Here is a 15392-nt window from a genome sequence, read left to right as displayed (position 1 = left end):
GGTCAGCGTCGCGTTCGCTCCCTGCGGCGTGACGTTCGCGTCTCGCGGGAGGTCGGCGCTCCCGGAGAGCGAGACGCCGCGTCCGGGGAACACCATCTCGTAGCCGTCGTAGAAGTCGCGGAACCGGTCGAGCTCGACCTCGACGGTGTGGTCGAGGAACGTCACGTTGAGGTCCTCGCCCCGGACTCCGGGGGCGTCGAAGACGACGAGGTAGGCGTCGTCGCTCTCGAGGAGGTCGTACGAGAGCGGCCGACGCTCCTGCATCTTGCTCCACCCGCGGCCGACGCGCTCGAGGACGCGACGGACGGCCGACCGGCCCGCGTCGACGAATCCACTCACGGGTTACACCTCGATCTCGGCGAGCTCGCTCCCGCCGCAGTACGGGCACGACAGGTCCTCGACGGCGTGGTCGTCGGGGACGTCGTACGTGTAGTGGTTCTCGAACATGTCGAGCTCGCAGTCGTCGCTCTCGCACTTGACCTCCATGGTCGATGGCATATACGACTCCGTTGTGCCGGCGAGGGCTTAAACGGCGTGGCGGCGGCCGTCCGTGTATGGACGGCATCGGCGACGGCGGCGGGGCGAGTCGCGCGGACGACGGGCCGGTCCGCGTCTACGGCGTCGACTTCAGCGCCGCGGCCCACGACGCGGGACGGAAGACGTGGATCGCGAGCGGGACGGTCGACCCCGAGCGCGGGGAACTGGTCGTGACCGGGCTCCGGCGGCTCGCCGACCTCGGCGGGGTCGACGGCCCCCGCCGCGAGGACGCCCTCCCGGCGCTCGCGGCGTGGATCCGCGCCCTCGACGAGAGCGCGGTCGTCGGGCTCGACTTCCCGTTCGGCCTCCCGCGGTTCGTCGTCGAGGAGAGCGGCCGCGACTCGTGGCGGTCGTTCATCGGGAGCTTTCCGGAGTCGCTCCTCGGAGCCGGCCACCGCGGGACGGACGACCCGGTGCGCGCGTTCGCCGAGCGCTGCGTCGGACTCACCGACCGCCACGGCGAGGGGACGTACGATAAGCGCCAGACGGACGCCGCGGTCGGCGCGCGGTCGCCGTACGGGTTCATCGCCGACACGATCGCGTTCCACGGGATGCGGGACGTGCTCGCCCCCGTCGTCGACGACGCCCGCTTCGCGCCGATGGACCGATCGGGGGAGGGGTGGCGGCCCGAGGCGCCGCCGGGGCCGACCGTCGTGGAGACGTACCCGGCGGCGGTGTTGGACCGCCTCGGGCTCAGCCGGACGAGCTACAAGGGCGGCGGCGAGTCGGAGACGGCGCGTCGGCGGCAGAACGCCGAGGGGCTGGCCGCGGAGGCCGACGTCGCCTACGAGCCCGAGAGCGACCTGACGGGCGCGATGGTCTCGGACGCGGGCGGCGACGCCCTCGACGCCGCGGCCGCCTGCCTCGGGGCGTTCACGGCGTGGAGGCGGGGGTACGAGACGGACGTCGCCGGGTTCGACGATCCCGACGCGGTCGCGCTCGAGGGGTACATCTACGTCTGAGACGGTGCGCCGATCGCGGGAGTAGACGCTCTCAGGCCGCCATTCCCCGGAGCCGATCCGGGACGGTGGCGCGCTCGACGATCAGGACGGCCGTCGCGCCGAAGGCGACGCCGGCGAGGAAGCCGGGGCCGTACGGGAAGAACGGGACCTCGAACGCGAGCGCGGCCCCCAGCCCGACGGAGAGCACGAGGATCCCGAGGCCGAAGGCGACGTACGCCAGCGTCTCCAGCCGGTCCGGTGGGAGGCGATCGCGGGCGAACCACGCGACCGGCCCGAGGCCGACGGCGGTCGCAGCCGCCCAGCCCGCTGCGATCCCCCACGGTCTGGGATCGGCCCCGACGAACTGCACCGCGGCGTACGCGCAGACCGCGGCGAACGCAACGTACTGTCCGACCCGCTGCCGGCGGGAGGGGCCGTCGCCGGTCGGAGCGGCGTCATCAGGCGAAGGCGTCTCGTCGGCCGGAGGGCGCTGGGAGGGCACGTCCGGCGATTCCGCGCGCTGTAAAATAAGCGATCTGCCGATTCCACGACCTTCCGCACGCTTTTCCCGTCTCGGCCGACTACGGACGGCCAACATGACCGATTCGCCCGCGTCGGGTCGCGGCTCGCACCCGCCCGACCCGACGGACCTCTCCGTCACCATCGTCGACGGCTACGTCGACGAGCCGGCCCACTTCGGCGTCCCGCCGTACATCTCGACGTACCCGCGGTACACGGCCGGCGCGCTCGTGGACGCGGGCGTCCCGGAGTCGCGGATCACGTATCACACCATCGACGAGCTGCGCGACGACCGCTCGAAGCGCGCCGACGTCGCCGACGCCGACCTCATGGTGTACGTCGGCGGGATGACGGTCCCGGGCAAGTACGTCGGCGGGACGCCGGCCGAACCGGACGAGGTGCGGGAGCTGGGCTGGACCGCGGACGGCGTCACCCTGCTCGGCGGCCCCGTGCGGTTCGGCGTCGGCGAGGAGAACGCGGGCGCGACGGAGACCGAGCGCGACGACCTCGACTACGACTTCGTCGCGATGGGCGACGTGGAGGCGGCCGCGTACGACCTCGTGCGCGAGGGGTTAGAGGGGTTCGGCAACCGGATGCGCGACAACGCGGAGATCGACCGGTGGGCCGAGAAGGGGGCGTTCGTCGTCGATCAGCACCCCAACCACCCCGACTACCTCATCTGCGAGATGGAGACCTCCCGCGGCTGCGCCTACCGCTGCTCGTTCTGCACGGAGCCGCTGTACGGGAGCCCGGCGTTCCGCGAGGCGCGGTCGGTCGTCGACGAGGTCGACGCGCTCTCTGACCGCGGGGTCAGGCACTTCCGGCTCGGCCGGCAGGCCGACATCCTCGCGTTCGGCGGCGACGGCGAGGCGCCGAACCCCGACGCCTTACGGGAGCTGTACGGCGGGATCCGCGAGGTCGCGCCCGACCTGCGGACGCTCCACCTCGACAACATGAACCCGGTGACGGTCACCGACTACCCCGAGGCCTCCCGCGAGGCGATCCGGGTCATCGCCGCGCACAACACGCCCGGCGACACCGCCGCGTTCGGGCTGGAGTCGGCGGACCCCGTCGTCCAGGAACAGAACAACCTGCTCGTCACGGCCGAGGAGTGCCTGGAGGCCGTCCGCGTCGTCAACGAGGAGGGCGGGTGGCGGCCGGGCGACGCCCCGGAGACGACGCCCGGGGGCGACGACCGGGTGACCGGCCCCTCGACCGGGCCGGACGCCTCGCCGCGGCTCCCGAAGCTCCTCCCCGGGATCAACCTCGTCCACGGGCTCGCCGGCGAGCGCCCGGAGACGTACGAGCACAACAAGCGGTTCCTCCAGACCGTCTACGACGAGGGCCTGATGCTCCGCCGGATCAACATCCGGCAGGTGATGGCGTTCGCCGGCACGGAGATGGCCGAGACGGGCGCCGACATCGCACAGGAGCACAAAGACCAGTTCCAGGCGTACAAACGGGAGGTGCGCGAGACGGTCGACAACCCGATGCTCGACCGGGTCGTCCCGCCGGGGACGGTCCTCCCGGACGTGCACCTGGAGTACCACCAGGACGGGAAGACGTTCGGCCGCCAGCTCGGTACCTACGCGCTCCTCGTCGCCGTTCCGGGCGAGCGAGAGCTCGGCACCGCCATCGACGTGGCGATCACGGACCACGGCTACCGCTCCGTGACGGGCGTCCCCTACCCCCTCGACGTCAACGCGGCGTCGATGGACGAGCTGACCGCGATCCCGGGGATCAATCGGAGCAAGGCCGGGGACGTCGTCGTCGGGCGCCCGTACGGCTCGGTCGAGGAGGTCGACGCCGGCGTCGCCGACCTGTCGCGGTTCGCCGTCGCCGACGACGTGGACGTGCCGATCCCGGGCCGCGAGCGCGCCGGGTCCGGCCCCGGTCCGGCCGCGCGCTCCCTGCTCGACCGGCGCGACGGCTCCTCGGTCGGACGCGGGGACTGAGCCGATGGCGGCGCCGGATCCGAGACCGCCGATCGAGCGCGTCCCGGTCCCGGTCGACACCCGCACCCCCGGCGGGACGACGAACGCGTACGTCGCCGGAGGGCTCCTCGTCGACCCCGCGGCCCGCACCGACGCGCTCGACGACGCGGTCGGACTCGACGCCGGAGGGGGACGCGAGGGGGAACGCGTCGCGGTCGAGGCGATCGCGGTCACGCACACCCACCCGGACCACGTCGGCGCGGTCGCCGAGTACGCCGAGCTCACGGGCGCGTCCGTCCTCGCGCACGGCGACCACGTCGACCGGCTCGCGGAGGCGGCCGGCGTGGAGCCGGACGGGACGTTCGAGGGCGGAGAGACCGTGGGCGACACCGAGGTCCGCGCGGTCGACACGCCCGGCCACGCGCCGGACCACGTCGCGTTCGCGGTGGCGGAGGGGCGCGCCGGCGAGAACCGCGAGGCGAGCGGCGAGAGCGCGGGCGACGGGTCCTCCCGCGCGCTGCTCTGCGGCGACCTCGCCGTCGCCGAGGGGAGCGTCGTCGTGGGCGCTCCGGAGGGGGACCTCTGCGGCTACCTCGACAGCCTCGAACGCGTCCGTAACGCGGGCTACGACCGGCTATACCCGGGTCACGGTCCCGCGATCGACGACCCGGAAGCTGTCTGCGACCGGCTGATCGACCACCGTCTCGACCGGGAGCGGGCGGTCCTCGCGGCGGCGGCGGCGGGCGCGAGCGACGTTGACGAGGTCGTCGACGCCGCCTACGAGAAGGACCTGACCGGCGTCGCGGACCTCGCGCGGGCGACGGTCGTCGCGCACCTGGAGAAGCTCCTCGCGGAGGGGAGGATCGACGAGAGGTGGGCGGACCGGCTCGGCCGCGGGCGCGCGGAGTGAGAGTCGTTAAAAAGGGCCTACGGCTCGGCTTCGAGGTCGGCCGCGACCCGCGGCAGCGGCGTCTCCGTCACGTCGACGAACCGGCCGCCGACGTCCTCGACGCCGCCGTCGGTGGCGGGGTCGTCGCCGACGTGGATCAGCTCCGCGGGGGCGACGTCGAGCGCCTCGGCCGCCGCCTCGAACGCCTTCGGGTGGGGCTTCCGCCAGCCGCAGCCGACGCTGGTCGTGACGGCGTCGAACTCGCCGCGGAGCCCCGCGCGGATCAGCGTCTTGGAGACGAGTTCCGGCACGGCGCAGTTCGAGAGGAGCCCGACGGGCCCCTGCTCGCTCACGTCGCGGACGGCGTCCAGAGCGCCCTCGCGTCTCGTCACGTCGGGGTCGAACGCCGCGACGACGGCGTGTCTGACGACGTTCTCCGCGGCGTCGACGCCGCGGGAGTCGAGGGCGTGCGCGACGTGGGCCGGGAGCGGGACCTCGGCGCCCGCCGGGGCGTCCACGTGCCGCTCGCCGTACGCGACGTGCCAGTCGTCCGGCACCGCGACGCCGCGGGACTCGAGCTCGCGCGCGACGATCTCCGCGGGGTCGGACGGGTACTCGACGTCGACGAGCGTCCCGAACAGGTCGAAGGTGACTGCCACGATACCCTCCCTTAGGACAAAACGGGATTGAACCTGTCGGTCGGCGAGAGGCTGTCGGGACGGAGAGGAGGCGGCGCGCCGCTCACATCGCCGGGGCGACGTGGATCGAGTAGAAGCGGTAGAGGCCGGTCACCCACGCGCAGAGCCAGAGGAGCATGAACCCCGCCACGCCGACGCGGAGCCGGGCGCGCCAGTGGCTCATGTCCTCGTGGATCTCGTCGATGTCGACGTCGGGGTCCTCGTACGCGTCGGCGTTGCGCTTGGCTTGGAGGATCCGGAAGATCCCGGTGAGCGCGAACGCCAGCAGGGCGTACGCCTGCAGGCCGAGGAACGCGTGGATCACGGCGAGGCCGGTCAGCCGCTGGAGGACGCGGGGGATCATCCACCCGACGATCGGGACGGTGGTCAGCGCCAGTCCCGTGCCGATGTACCACAGGTGGTGCGTGAGAACGTTCCAGCTCACCGTCTCGGCGTCGATCATGATCCACGCCCCGTACAGCAGGAAGGGGAGACTCGACGTCACCGACAGTCCCGCGAGCGCCGCGAAGACCGACTCGTCTACCATCGATCAACGGTTCGGGCTCCGGCGCGTAAAACTCCCCGATCCGCGTCTCTCACCGGACGGTATCGCCTCCGAGCCGGTCTGCCCGGTCGGCGTCGGGTCGGGGACCGAGGACGAAAACAGTTAGCGTCCGGAGCCCGTACGGCCGGACGATGGAGGATACCTCGACGGGATCGGAATCGGAGCCGAGACCGGACCGATCGCGGGACACACCGGACGGCGACGAGGGGTCTCCCGGCGGGGAAACGTCCGGGAACGGGGGAGAACCGACCGTCGAGGGCGGCGCCGCGGACGACCTCGACGAGCTCAGGCGGCGCGTCGAGGAGGAGTACGACTTCGACGACTTCGGTCCGTCGGACATGGCCAAGATGAGCGCCGAGGAGTGGGACGCCGCCTTCGACCCCGACTCGTGGATCACGGGCGACCGCCTGCTCGAACGCGCCGAGGCGGAGCTCAAGTCGCGGGTCGCCCGCCGCGAGGTGTTCGGCGTGTTGGAACGAGTTCGCGCCGACGGCGAGGAGCGGATCTTGGTCTACTCCGACGAGGGGTACGCCATCGTCCGCCCGACCGGAGAGGTGGCCGGACAGGGGACGGTGCTGCGCGACATCGAGCCGATCGTCGCGCTGGCGGCGATGGAGTCGTACGACGTGCCGGAACCGCCGGACGACTGGTCGCTCCCGCACCCGGACACGGTTCCCCAGGGGTCGGGGGAGTTCGGCAACCTGATGGTTCAGGTGATCGCGGTCGTGCAGGTGCTCGCGGGCGCGGCGCTGCTCGTCGCCACGTTCCTGACCGACCTCGACACCATCGTGGCGCCGGCGATGGGGATCGTGTTCCTGCTCGTGGGCCTGTTCCTCTTCGTGATGGTGGCGAACGCGCGGCTTTCAGATCGGTTCCGTTCGGAGGAGTACCGCGAGCGGTTACGGGCCCTCCGCGAGGCGAAGGAGCGGCCCGACTTCGTCCCGGTCGAAGGGGGGGTCGTAGACGAGGAGCAGCTGGACGAGTAAAGCGCCGATATCGGGTGATAGAGCCCCTGTAAACGCCCCCACGTCGACGGATTCAGTCGGTGGGTTTAAGCGCACGCCGTCCTGAGTGAACCTGTATGAAAAGGCGGGAATTCGTGCGGACGGCCGGGGGTGCGACCGCCGCGGTCGCGGCCGGTGCCGGAGCGACCGGGACGGCCGCCGCACAGGAGCAACAACCGGACTGGCCGAGCGGGGTCACCAGCGGGAACCTCGGGTCGTATCAGGACGCCCGCGGCGAGAGCGAGGTGACCGTGCAGGTCGGCGCGGGCGACAGCGGCCTCGCGTTCGACCCGACCAAGCTGTGGGTCGACACTGGTACCACGATCACGTTCGAGTGGACGGGGAACGGCGGAGCGCACAACGTCCAGACCGTCGAGGGCGGCGGCCCGGCCAGCCTCGACAGCGGTGACCCGGTCGGCGAGGAGGGGTACACCTACGAGTACGAGGTGACCGAAGAGGACGTCGGCATCACGCACTACCACTGCGTTCCCCACACCGCGGTCGGCATGCACGCCGGCCTCGCCGTCGGCGAGGACATCCCGACGACTGAAGCCGGTGGCGGCGGCGCCAGCGGGTGGCCGGAGAACATCGCCCACGTCGGGGTGCCGCTCCACGCCCACTGGGTCGGGATCGCCGCGGTCCTCGGCATCTCGCTCACGTTCGTGTTCACGTTCTACATGCTGAAGTACGGCGAGTCGGCTCACACCGGTCACGGAGGTGCCCAATGAGTTCCGGCGGTTCCTCGTACGGTGACATCCACCGGTACGAGCCGGCCCGCGAGAGCACCGCGGCGGCGATCGCCATCGTGCTCCTCACGGTCATCGAGGTCGTGTTCGTCGGGCTGTTCGTCTACGGGCTCATGTCCGCGTGGGCGTCGACGGAGTTCGGGAACATGTACACCGCCGCGCTGCTGGCGATGATCTTCATCGACCTCGCGTTCATCCTCCTGTTGTATCGCAAGGAGTTCCTGCCGGACGTGATGATCGTGAAGAAGCGCCGCCGCAAGTGGGAGGACCTCTACGTCCGCGAGGAGGACAAAGACGGCGTCGGAATAGACACCGACGGGGCGATGGAGACGGTGAAACGGGCCATCTACCCGTACTACAAGAAGTAACTGACAATGAGTCTAAAGAAACAAGACGATATGGACCACAACGCGTGGCTCAAAAAGCAGGATCTGACGGTCATCGAGACCGCGTTCCTCACCACGCTCATCTGGCTCGACAAGCGGCTACGCATCGTCGACTACCTCGAGCTGCTGGAGACGATGTACTACCGCGCGAACATGCAGATGCCGAAGAGCCACACGGAGCAGTACGACCTCGACAACAAGTTCTGGTACTGGTACCCGCTGTACTCGCTCGGATCGCTGTCGATTATCGCGTATCTGGTCGCGGCGGTCTCGGGCGCACTGCTCGGGTTCTACTACTCCCCGTCGACTGCCGGCGCCGCCGCGCAGGGCGACCCGACGGCCGCGTACGACTCCGTCGTGATGATCATGACGGACGTCCAGTTCGGGTTCATGCTCCGCTCGATCCACAGCTGGGCGGCCCAGTTCATGGTCGCCGCGGTGTTCCTACACATGCTCCGCGTGTACTTCACCGGGTCGTACAAGGAGCCCCGTGAGGTCAACTGGATCCTCGGGGTCATCCTCATCGGTCTGACGCTCCTGTTCGGCTTCTCCGGATACGTGCTCCCGTGGAAGCAGCTGTCCTTCTGGGCCGCACAGATCGGCGTCGAGATGGCGCTCGCGACGCCCCTCGTGGGCGAGTGGGCGGCGCAGCTCCTGTTCGGCGGCTTCACCCTCGGACAGGCGACGCTCGTGAGAATGTACATCCTGCACGTCTTCGTGCTGCCGTTCGTGGTGACCGGTCTCATCGCGCTCCACGTCGGCATCGTCTGGGTGCAGGGAATCGCGGAGCCGCACTAATCCAATGACCGACGACACCACCCCCATGACGGACGGAGGCACCGATGAGGAGGCCCGCACGGACGGCGGGCCGCCGGCGACAGTTCCGCCGGACGACGAGACGCCGACCTGGAGCGAGCGCAAGGAGCACACCAGCGGGCTCGCACAGCTCACCTACCAGTACTTCGAGCGGTCGCGGCGCGAGGACGAGAACCTCCGCGCGGAGTCGACGTACGTCGAGCGCGACGTGCTCGGCTTCCCGACCTGGCCCCACGAGACGATCCGGAACCTCGCTATCACGAGCTTCTTCGTCGGGATCATAATCCTCATCGCGGCGATCCTGCCGGCCCACTACGGCGAGCCGGCAAATCCGGGCGCGACGCCGGCGATCATCCTGCCGGACTGGTACCTCTACTGGTCGTTCGGGCTGCTGAAGCTCAACCCCATCAACCCGAACCTGGCGGTGCTCGGCGGCAACATCGCGATCTCCAACGAGTTCCTCGGGATCATCGCTCACGGGATCGTCTTCGGTACCATCACGCTCGTGCCGTTCCTTAACAAGGGGGGCGCGCGGCGTCCCGTCGAGGAGCCGTTCTGGGCGGCCGTCGGCGTGACCGGCGTCGTTCTGTCGATCACGCTCGCGGCGCTCGCGATCCAGAACTTCTTCCCGATCACGCTCGACCTGCTGCTCACGCTGACGTTCATGCTCCCGCTCGTCGGGGGGATCATCACCTACGCGGTGTTGAAGACGATGCGTGAAGGGTACATGTACGACCTGAACCGGCGGTACTACATGCTTCGGCCCCCGAAGTAACGACACAGAACCGCACCCGCCGCCCGACCGTTTCCGCCTGTTTCCACTATTTCGATGTCATCACCAACCGACCGCGACGACGCACAGGCGTTCGACGAGACGGGCGACCCCATCGCCGCCGACGAGCAGGAGGACCCTCGCGACGAGCCGACGGGCCCGCGTATCGGGCCCGACGGGCGCGAGGTGGTGGTCCCGTTCCGGATGTACAAGGCCGTCACCGTCTTCTCGACGCTCGCGGCCGTGATCGCGTACCTGATCGGGTTCACGCTCGTCGACGCTGCGACGCGCCAGATCAGCTTCTTCCGGACGACGGTCGTCTATCTCCTGAACAGCGCCGGCCTCTACCCCTCGGACGACACGCTGGTCGCCGCGCTGGCGATCACGGGCATCGCGTTCATCGTCGGGGGGACGGCGGTGTACGTGCTGGGGACGCGGTTCCGGGGCCAAGGGATGGGAAAGTCTCAAGACGACTCCGGCGAATCGTAAGCTAATGGCAGACGAGTTCATGAAGGGGTTCGCCCTGTTCGCGCTCGGTGGCCTCGGCTGGCTCACCTTCGGCGGATGGTACCGGACGCCCACGTACTACGACGTCGTGCAGCTGGTCAATCCCGCCGAAGGCGTTGATAGCGTCTACGGGGAGATCGGCCTCGTCGCCGGCGACGCGTTCTTCTGGGTGATGGTCCTCGGCGCGCTCACGTTCTGGGTGCTGATTCCGGCGAGCCGCGAACTGCGCGACGTTCTCAACGACGACGACGCCGACGCCGCGAACTGATCCGGAGCCGTTTCGCCCTTCGAGCCGGCTCTCGCCCCCTCATCTCGTTTTACCGTAGTCTGTCGCAGCTCCATCAGCGACTCGTCGGCGCGTCAGTGCCGCTTCGTGGCCGGAGAGACGGCGGAGCGTGCGTGAACGCGGTCACGTCGGGAAAGCCGCGAGCGGCGCTCAGCTAAGCGGACGGCGCTCAGCTAAGCGGACGGCGCTCAGCCGAGGGGCTCGAAAGGGCGTGGACGGCGACTGTGTGGACGGCGACGACGTGGACGACGACGTAGACGGCGATGAGGAGGACGGAACCGCGACGAGAGAAGAGCGAACCGAGGCGGCGACCGCAGGCGGTGACGACGTGGACACGTCGCTCCCGGCGTCGCCGAGCTACGCGACGACGAACTGGTTCCATACGCCCGCGACGAGGAACCAGAGGGCGTAGTAGGAGGCGAACACCAAGACGAGTAGCGACGCGGCGATGGAGCTCTTCGGGGCCTCGATCGGCATGTCGTTGCGCGCCTCGACGTTCCGCGCCTCCAGCTCGAAGAGGTCGGCGGTCAGCATCGTGATCACGAGCACCGAGAGGATCACGCCGCTCACGGGGGCGTCGAGCACGAACAGGAAGCTCAGCAGTAGCAGTCCGATGTTCGTGAACGCGTGCGGCGTGTACGGTTCGACGTCGTCACCGGCGTTTCCCTGTTCGACGTGTCGTCGGTACGCGACGTGACGTGTGGCGAGGTTCGCCACCGCCATCACGAGTATCGCGTACGGCAGCACCGGTCCGACGGCGGACAGCCAGCCGAGGGGAACGAGGAACTGCAGTGGGTCCATATCGTCACATCCGTTCACGAGTTATTAGAGTGTTTCCGATCGACGCGCTCGGCCCGCGCCCGCGAACGTCACGACCGCGACCGAGTCGGTCGCCTCGATCGCGACCGATCGATGGGGATCGACGTCCCCGCGCTCTTCGCCGTCGACGACGAGCGCGACCGACTCGGCCTCGCGTTCGACGGAGAGCGAGAGCCGCCCGGCGGCGACCCACGCGTCCGTCCGGGTGCTGAACGGGGAGATGGACGCGACGGAGAGCCCGCCGCCGGGCTCCACGATCGGTCCGCCGGCGGCGCTGGCGTACCCGCCGCTTCCCAGGGGGGTCGCGACGACGACGCCGTCGGCGCGGAACGACTCGTTCGTCCCCCCGGCGAAGTCGATCGCGAACTCGGAGATACGAGCGGGCTCCGCGGTGACGAGCGCGACGTCGAAGGCGGCGCGCCGGGCCTCGCCGTCCCCCGCGTCGACCGCGAGGACCGGATGCGTGACGCGCCGGACGTCGTCTGCGGGGCGGTCGCCGTCGGCGGGAAAATCGCCGTCGGCGAGACGGTCGCCGTCGCCGGAGCGGTCGCCGTCGCCGCAGAGGGCCGCGTCGAGCAGGGCACCCATACGCCGCTCCGCGGCGTCGCTATCGACCGCGAGCCGCCGCGAGCCGACTGGGATCACCGGTGCGTCCGGCGCGTCGACGAGGACGTCGCGGAGGGCCTCGTCGCCGACCGCGACGACCGCGTCCGCGGCGGACCGTTCGACGGATCGATACGGGAGGCCCCCGAGGGCCTGCCGGAGCGCCGCCGCCCGGTCGTCGCCGACGACCGCGACGCGCCGTTCCGACGAGTGCATACGCGAGGGATGCGGCCGGCGCGCGTGAAAACCCCTCGGTTCGCGACGGCGGTCGCCCTCAGAACGGCCAGTCGCCTGTGATCTTCATCCCGGTCGCCTTCCCCTCGCGTTCGAGGGCGGCCGCGATCTCTTCGCGGTCCCGCCGCTCGGTCGTCACCGACGCGTCGGCGAGCTCCGCGACGAGCTCGGTCAACAGGATCGCCTGCTCGCGGAGGTTCCGCGGCTCCAGCTTGTCGAGCGTGTCCGCGCCGGTGTGCCCCCAGCCGCGGCCGCGACCCTCCGTCTCGCCGGAGACCATGTACCCCGGGATCCCCCGCTCGACGAACGGCCAGTGGTCGCTGTGCGGGACCAGCTCCCCGCCGAGCGACACCGGGTGGTCGAAGCGGTCGCCGACGCGCTCGGCCGCCGTCTCGAGCGCGTCGAAGCCGTGGTGGTCGAGCTTCAGGGTGCGGCCGAACACGTTGCTGTCGACGTTGACGACCGCCGCGACCCGGTCGGGGTCGACCTCCTCGGCGAACAGCGATGAGCCCACGAGCCCGACCTCCTCGGCGCCGAAGGCGACGAACCGGACCCGCCGGTCGAGTTCGTCCTCGCGGGCGGCGAGCGCGTTCGCGACCTCGACGATCGTCGCAGTTCCGGCGCCGTTGTCCATCGCGCCCTGCGAGATGTCGTGCGCGTCGACGTGCGAGGAGACGACGAGGTACTCGTCGGTGTCGGGCCCGAGTTCGGCGACCGCGTTCCCGCTCGTCGCGTCGGGCGTCTCGCAGTCGACGGCGACGGTGAGGTCGTCGCCCTCGTTGCGGCGGGCGAGCCGCGAGCCGGCCTCCTTCGAGACGCCCACCGCGGGAATGTCGCCCACCGGCGCGTCAGCGGTCCCGACGCTGCCGGTCGGCGGAAGCGTCCCCTCGACGTGGTTCGCGAAGACGAACGCGGCGGCGCCGGCCTCAACGGCGTGGTAGTACTTCTCGCGGCGGTGGATGAACCGGTCGACGGAGTCGGGGGTGTCCGACGAGACCATCACGACCGTCCCGTCGAGGTCGCCCTCGAAGTCCTCGGGGACGCCGTAACCGAGGTCGACGAACTCCCCGATCGCCTCGCCGCTCGGGCTTCGCGGGAGCGCGATGCAGGCGTTCATTCCGCTCGCGACGGGGTCATCGCCGCGTCGGATCGCGCTGTCTCCGCGCTCCCAGCCCTGGATCTCGAACGCCTCGATCCGGGCGTTCCGCGCGCCGGCCGCGGCCAGCGCGTCGCGCGTCAGCTCCAGTCCCTCGCGCTCGCCGTCGGTGCCCGCCATGCGGTGGTCGAGGTCGACGAGGGCTTCGAGGTGGCGCCAGCCGGCGTCGCTCGTGAACGTGTCGCCGATCCAGTCGGTCATGGGCGTGGGTGCGGCGGCGGCGGCTCAAGCGTTTCGGTGGCGGCGGCCGGTGCCGGAGGTTATACCCCCGGCACGAGCGGCAGCAGGGCCGTCGCGGCCTCGGCGGCCGCGAACGTCGAGTCGTACAGGTGGTTCAAGAGGAGGTAGGTGACGACGCCGAGCACGAGCGAGAGGATCCACGCGCTCGCGGCGATCCGGCCGACGCGGCGGTGGGGCGTCTCGTTCCGGAGCTCCCGTTCCGTGTGGGTGAGCCCGAGGACGATCGCGTAGAGGACGACGGGGACGGAGACGACGGAGAGGAGGATGTGGATCGCGAGCATGATCAGGTACGCCGGGTACACCCACCCCCACAGCGGGACCCACGCGTACGCGGAGTCCAAGACGAACTCCTTCGTCCCGCCGCCCGCGACCTTTGGGAGGTACATGCCGAGGAACACGAGGATGAGGGCGAAGGAGGTCGTCATCGCCGCCGCGTGCTTCTTTACCTCGTCGTTGCGGATCCAGTACCACCCGAGCGAGAGCGTGACGATCGTGACGGTGTTGACGGCGGCGATGCCGTGTGCGAGCAGATCGACGGTACCGCGGGAAAGCGTCGGAAACAGCGCCTGAAACTCGGGGACGAGGAACACGCCGCCGACGGCGCCGTAGCCGACGAGGGTGAGGAGCACGGTGATCGCGCCGGCCCGGCCCTTGGCCCGGTCGCGAACGCTGACGGTGGACATACAGTCGGTTGTCGCGGAACGGTTATTTCGCTTTCGAGGACGGGACGAGTCGCAGGCGGTCGGCGCTCACGGGTCGTTGGCGCCGGGCGTCGATTCACCGCTCGATGACGCCGGTCGCCCTCGCGACCTCGATCGCGGCCTCCTCGTTGATCCCGCCTTGGAGGATCGTGTAGCGGTCGCGGATCTCGTGGGCGGTCGTCAGCGCGGCGATCAGCTCCTCGTCGTCGACGCCGAGTTCGGCGGCGGTCGTCGGGGCGTCGAGCTCGGCGAGCGCGTCGCGGATCGCGCTCCACCGCCCGTTCTCGCCGCTGTGGAGGTACTCCGTCATGACCGAGGCGACGCCCACCTGGTGGCCGTGGAGCGCCTTTCCGGGGGCGATCCGATCGAGCTGGTGAGAGATGAGGTGCTCCGCGCCGGAGGCGGGTCGGGAAGAGCCCGCGATCGACATCGCGACCCCGGAGGAGACGAGCGCCTTCACGACGACCCACGAGGACTCCTCTAAGCCGGGACGGATCATGTCGGCGTTCTCGACGAGCAGCTCCGCGGTCATCTCCGAGAGCGCGCCCGCGTACTCGCTGTACTCGACGTTGCGGAGCCGGCGGGCGAGCCGCCAGTCCTTCACGGCGGTGTAGTTGGAGATGATGTCGGCACAGCCCGCGGTGGTGAGCCGCCACGGGGCGTTCGCGAGCAGCGTCGTGTCCGCGACGACCGCGAGCGGCGGGTCGGCGGCGACCGAGTGCCGCGTGTCGCCCTCGGGGATCGAGGAGCGCCCCGAGACGATCCCGTCGTGGGAGGCGACCGTGGGGACGGAGACGAAGCCGACGTTGAGGTGGTCGGCGGCCATCTTCGCGATATCGATCGGCTTTCCGCCGCCTAGGGCGATCAGGTAGCCGGGGTCGGCCGATTCGGCGGTCTCTTTCAGCTCCTCGACCGCGTCGAAGGAGGCGTCCTCGACGACGGCGGTGGCGGGGTCGTCGAACTGCGCGCGCACCCGGTCGCCGGCGATCTCGTTCGGCGTCGGGCTCGTGACGATGAGCGGCCGCCCAGTGAGGTACAGCTCGCCGACCGCGGCGCCGAG

The 15392-nt window shown here is 70.4% G+C and carries 21 protein-coding genes; 11 read left to right on the top strand and 10 right to left on the bottom strand.

What is annotated here, in order from left to right:
- Together DJ75_RS11535 and DJ75_RS18665 are read right to left on the bottom strand one after the other, a co-directional pair.
- Positions 1–339, bottom strand: a 339-nt coding sequence (locus DJ75_RS11535; protein ID WP_094524617.1) for an Hsp20/alpha crystallin family protein, incomplete at its 3' end; no start/stop codon positions are given.
- A gap of 3 nt (positions 340–342) precedes the next feature.
- Positions 343–498, bottom strand: coding sequence for a hypothetical protein (locus tag DJ75_RS18665; RefSeq protein WP_170938276.1), 156 nt, complete (start codon positions 496–498; stop codon positions 343–345).
- A 56-nt stretch (positions 499–554) separates the two neighbouring features.
- Between DJ75_RS18665 and DJ75_RS11530 the strand changes: the two genes are divergently transcribed.
- A complete protein-coding gene (locus tag DJ75_RS11530) occupies positions 555–1499 on the top strand; it encodes a DUF429 domain-containing protein (RefSeq protein ID WP_176451446.1) in 945 nt (314 codons plus the stop codon).
- Between the two features lie 31 nt (positions 1500–1530).
- Here the strand turns inward: DJ75_RS11530 and DJ75_RS11525 are convergent, their stop codons facing one another.
- Complete coding sequence (locus tag DJ75_RS11525) at positions 1531–1980, bottom strand: hypothetical protein (protein ID WP_094524615.1); 450 nt, start codon at positions 1978–1980, stop codon at positions 1531–1533.
- A gap of 94 nt (positions 1981–2074) precedes the next feature.
- Here DJ75_RS11525 and DJ75_RS11520 point away from each other — a divergent pair, with 94 nt between their 5' ends.
- Positions 2075–3952 (top strand): radical SAM protein, encoded by a 1878-nt coding sequence (locus DJ75_RS11520; RefSeq protein WP_094524614.1) that lies wholly within the window; start codon positions 2075–2077, stop codon positions 3950–3952.
- A gap of 4 nt (positions 3953–3956) precedes the next feature.
- Positions 3957–4841, top strand: coding sequence for an MBL fold metallo-hydrolase (locus DJ75_RS11515; protein WP_094524613.1), 885 nt, complete (start codon positions 3957–3959; stop codon positions 4839–4841).
- A gap of 17 nt (positions 4842–4858) precedes the next feature.
- Here the strand turns inward: DJ75_RS11515 and DJ75_RS11510 are convergent, their stop codons facing one another.
- Positions 4859–5479: an HAD family hydrolase gene (locus DJ75_RS11510; protein WP_094524612.1), complete on the bottom strand. Its 621-nt coding sequence runs from the start codon at positions 5477–5479 to the stop codon at positions 4859–4861.
- Between the two features lie 82 nt (positions 5480–5561).
- Positions 5562–6044, bottom strand: a complete 483-nt coding sequence (locus DJ75_RS11505) for a hypothetical protein (RefSeq protein WP_094524611.1) — start codon at positions 6042–6044, stop codon at positions 5562–5564.
- Positions 6045–6193: 149 nt separating this feature from the next.
- Between DJ75_RS11505 and DJ75_RS11500 the strand changes: the two genes are divergently transcribed.
- From DJ75_RS11500 to DJ75_RS18285, 8 genes are all read left to right on the top strand, one after another.
- Complete coding sequence (locus tag DJ75_RS11500; RefSeq protein ID WP_094524610.1) at positions 6194–7048, top strand: DUF308 domain-containing protein; 855 nt, start codon at positions 6194–6196, stop codon at positions 7046–7048.
- A gap of 95 nt (positions 7049–7143) precedes the next feature.
- Positions 7144–7794 carry a halocyanin domain-containing protein gene (locus DJ75_RS11495; RefSeq protein WP_094524609.1) on the top strand — a complete coding sequence of 217 codons (651 nt, stop codon included), beginning with the start codon at positions 7144–7146 and terminating at the stop codon, positions 7792–7794.
- A complete protein-coding gene (locus tag DJ75_RS11490) occupies positions 7791–8180 on the top strand; it encodes a hypothetical protein (protein WP_094524608.1) in 390 nt (129 codons plus the stop codon). The genes DJ75_RS11495 and DJ75_RS11490 overlap by 4 nt, the downstream gene beginning before the upstream one ends.
- A gap of 6 nt (positions 8181–8186) precedes the next feature.
- On the top strand, positions 8187–8996 hold the full coding sequence (locus DJ75_RS11485) for a cytochrome bc complex cytochrome b subunit (RefSeq protein ID WP_094524607.1): 810 nt from the start codon (positions 8187–8189) through the stop codon (positions 8994–8996).
- Between the two features lie 4 nt (positions 8997–9000).
- Positions 9001–9789, top strand: coding sequence for a cytochrome B (locus DJ75_RS11480; RefSeq protein ID WP_094524606.1), 789 nt, complete (start codon positions 9001–9003; stop codon positions 9787–9789).
- A gap of 54 nt (positions 9790–9843) precedes the next feature.
- Positions 9844–10275: a hypothetical protein gene (locus tag DJ75_RS11475; protein WP_094524605.1), complete on the top strand. Its 432-nt coding sequence runs from the start codon at positions 9844–9846 to the stop codon at positions 10273–10275.
- A 4-nt stretch (positions 10276–10279) separates the two neighbouring features.
- Positions 10280–10561 carry a hypothetical protein gene (locus tag DJ75_RS11470; RefSeq protein WP_094524604.1) on the top strand — a complete coding sequence of 94 codons (282 nt, stop codon included), beginning with the start codon at positions 10280–10282 and terminating at the stop codon, positions 10559–10561.
- Between the two features lie 244 nt (positions 10562–10805).
- A complete protein-coding gene (locus DJ75_RS18285) occupies positions 10806–10991 on the top strand; it encodes a hypothetical protein (protein ID WP_141212025.1) in 186 nt (61 codons plus the stop codon).
- Here the strand turns inward: DJ75_RS18285 and DJ75_RS11465 are convergent.
- From DJ75_RS11465 to DJ75_RS11445, 5 genes are all read right to left on the bottom strand, one after another.
- Positions 10937–11380 carry a hypothetical protein gene (locus tag DJ75_RS11465; RefSeq protein WP_094524603.1) on the bottom strand — a complete coding sequence of 148 codons (444 nt, stop codon included), beginning with the start codon at positions 11378–11380 and terminating at the stop codon, positions 10937–10939. The two genes, DJ75_RS18285 and DJ75_RS11465, sit on opposite strands and share 55 nt — an antisense overlap.
- 24 nt (positions 11381–11404) lie before the next feature.
- Positions 11405–12217, bottom strand: a complete 813-nt coding sequence (locus tag DJ75_RS11460) for an NAD(+)/NADH kinase (RefSeq protein ID WP_094524602.1) — start codon at positions 12215–12217, stop codon at positions 11405–11407.
- A 58-nt stretch (positions 12218–12275) separates the two neighbouring features.
- Entirely contained in the window at positions 12276–13592 is a 1317-nt protein-coding gene (locus DJ75_RS11455) for a M28 family peptidase (RefSeq protein ID WP_094524601.1), read from the bottom strand.
- 59 nt (positions 13593–13651) lie between these two features.
- Positions 13652–14314, bottom strand: coding sequence for a DUF420 domain-containing protein (locus DJ75_RS11450; protein WP_094524600.1), 663 nt, complete (start codon positions 14312–14314; stop codon positions 13652–13654).
- 94 nt (positions 14315–14408) lie between these two features.
- Positions 14409–15392, bottom strand: a 984-nt coding sequence (locus tag DJ75_RS11445; RefSeq protein ID WP_094524599.1) for an NAD(P)-dependent glycerol-1-phosphate dehydrogenase, incomplete at its 5' end; no start/stop codon positions are given.

Origin of the sequence: Halorubrum sp. Eb13 (assembly GCF_002252895.1) — an archaeon.
GTDB lineage: Archaea > Halobacteriota > Halobacteria > Halobacteriales > Haloferacaceae > Halorubrum.
The sequence above is the reverse complement of the archived record's forward strand: the minus strand, read 5'-3'. Positions and strand labels throughout refer to the sequence as shown.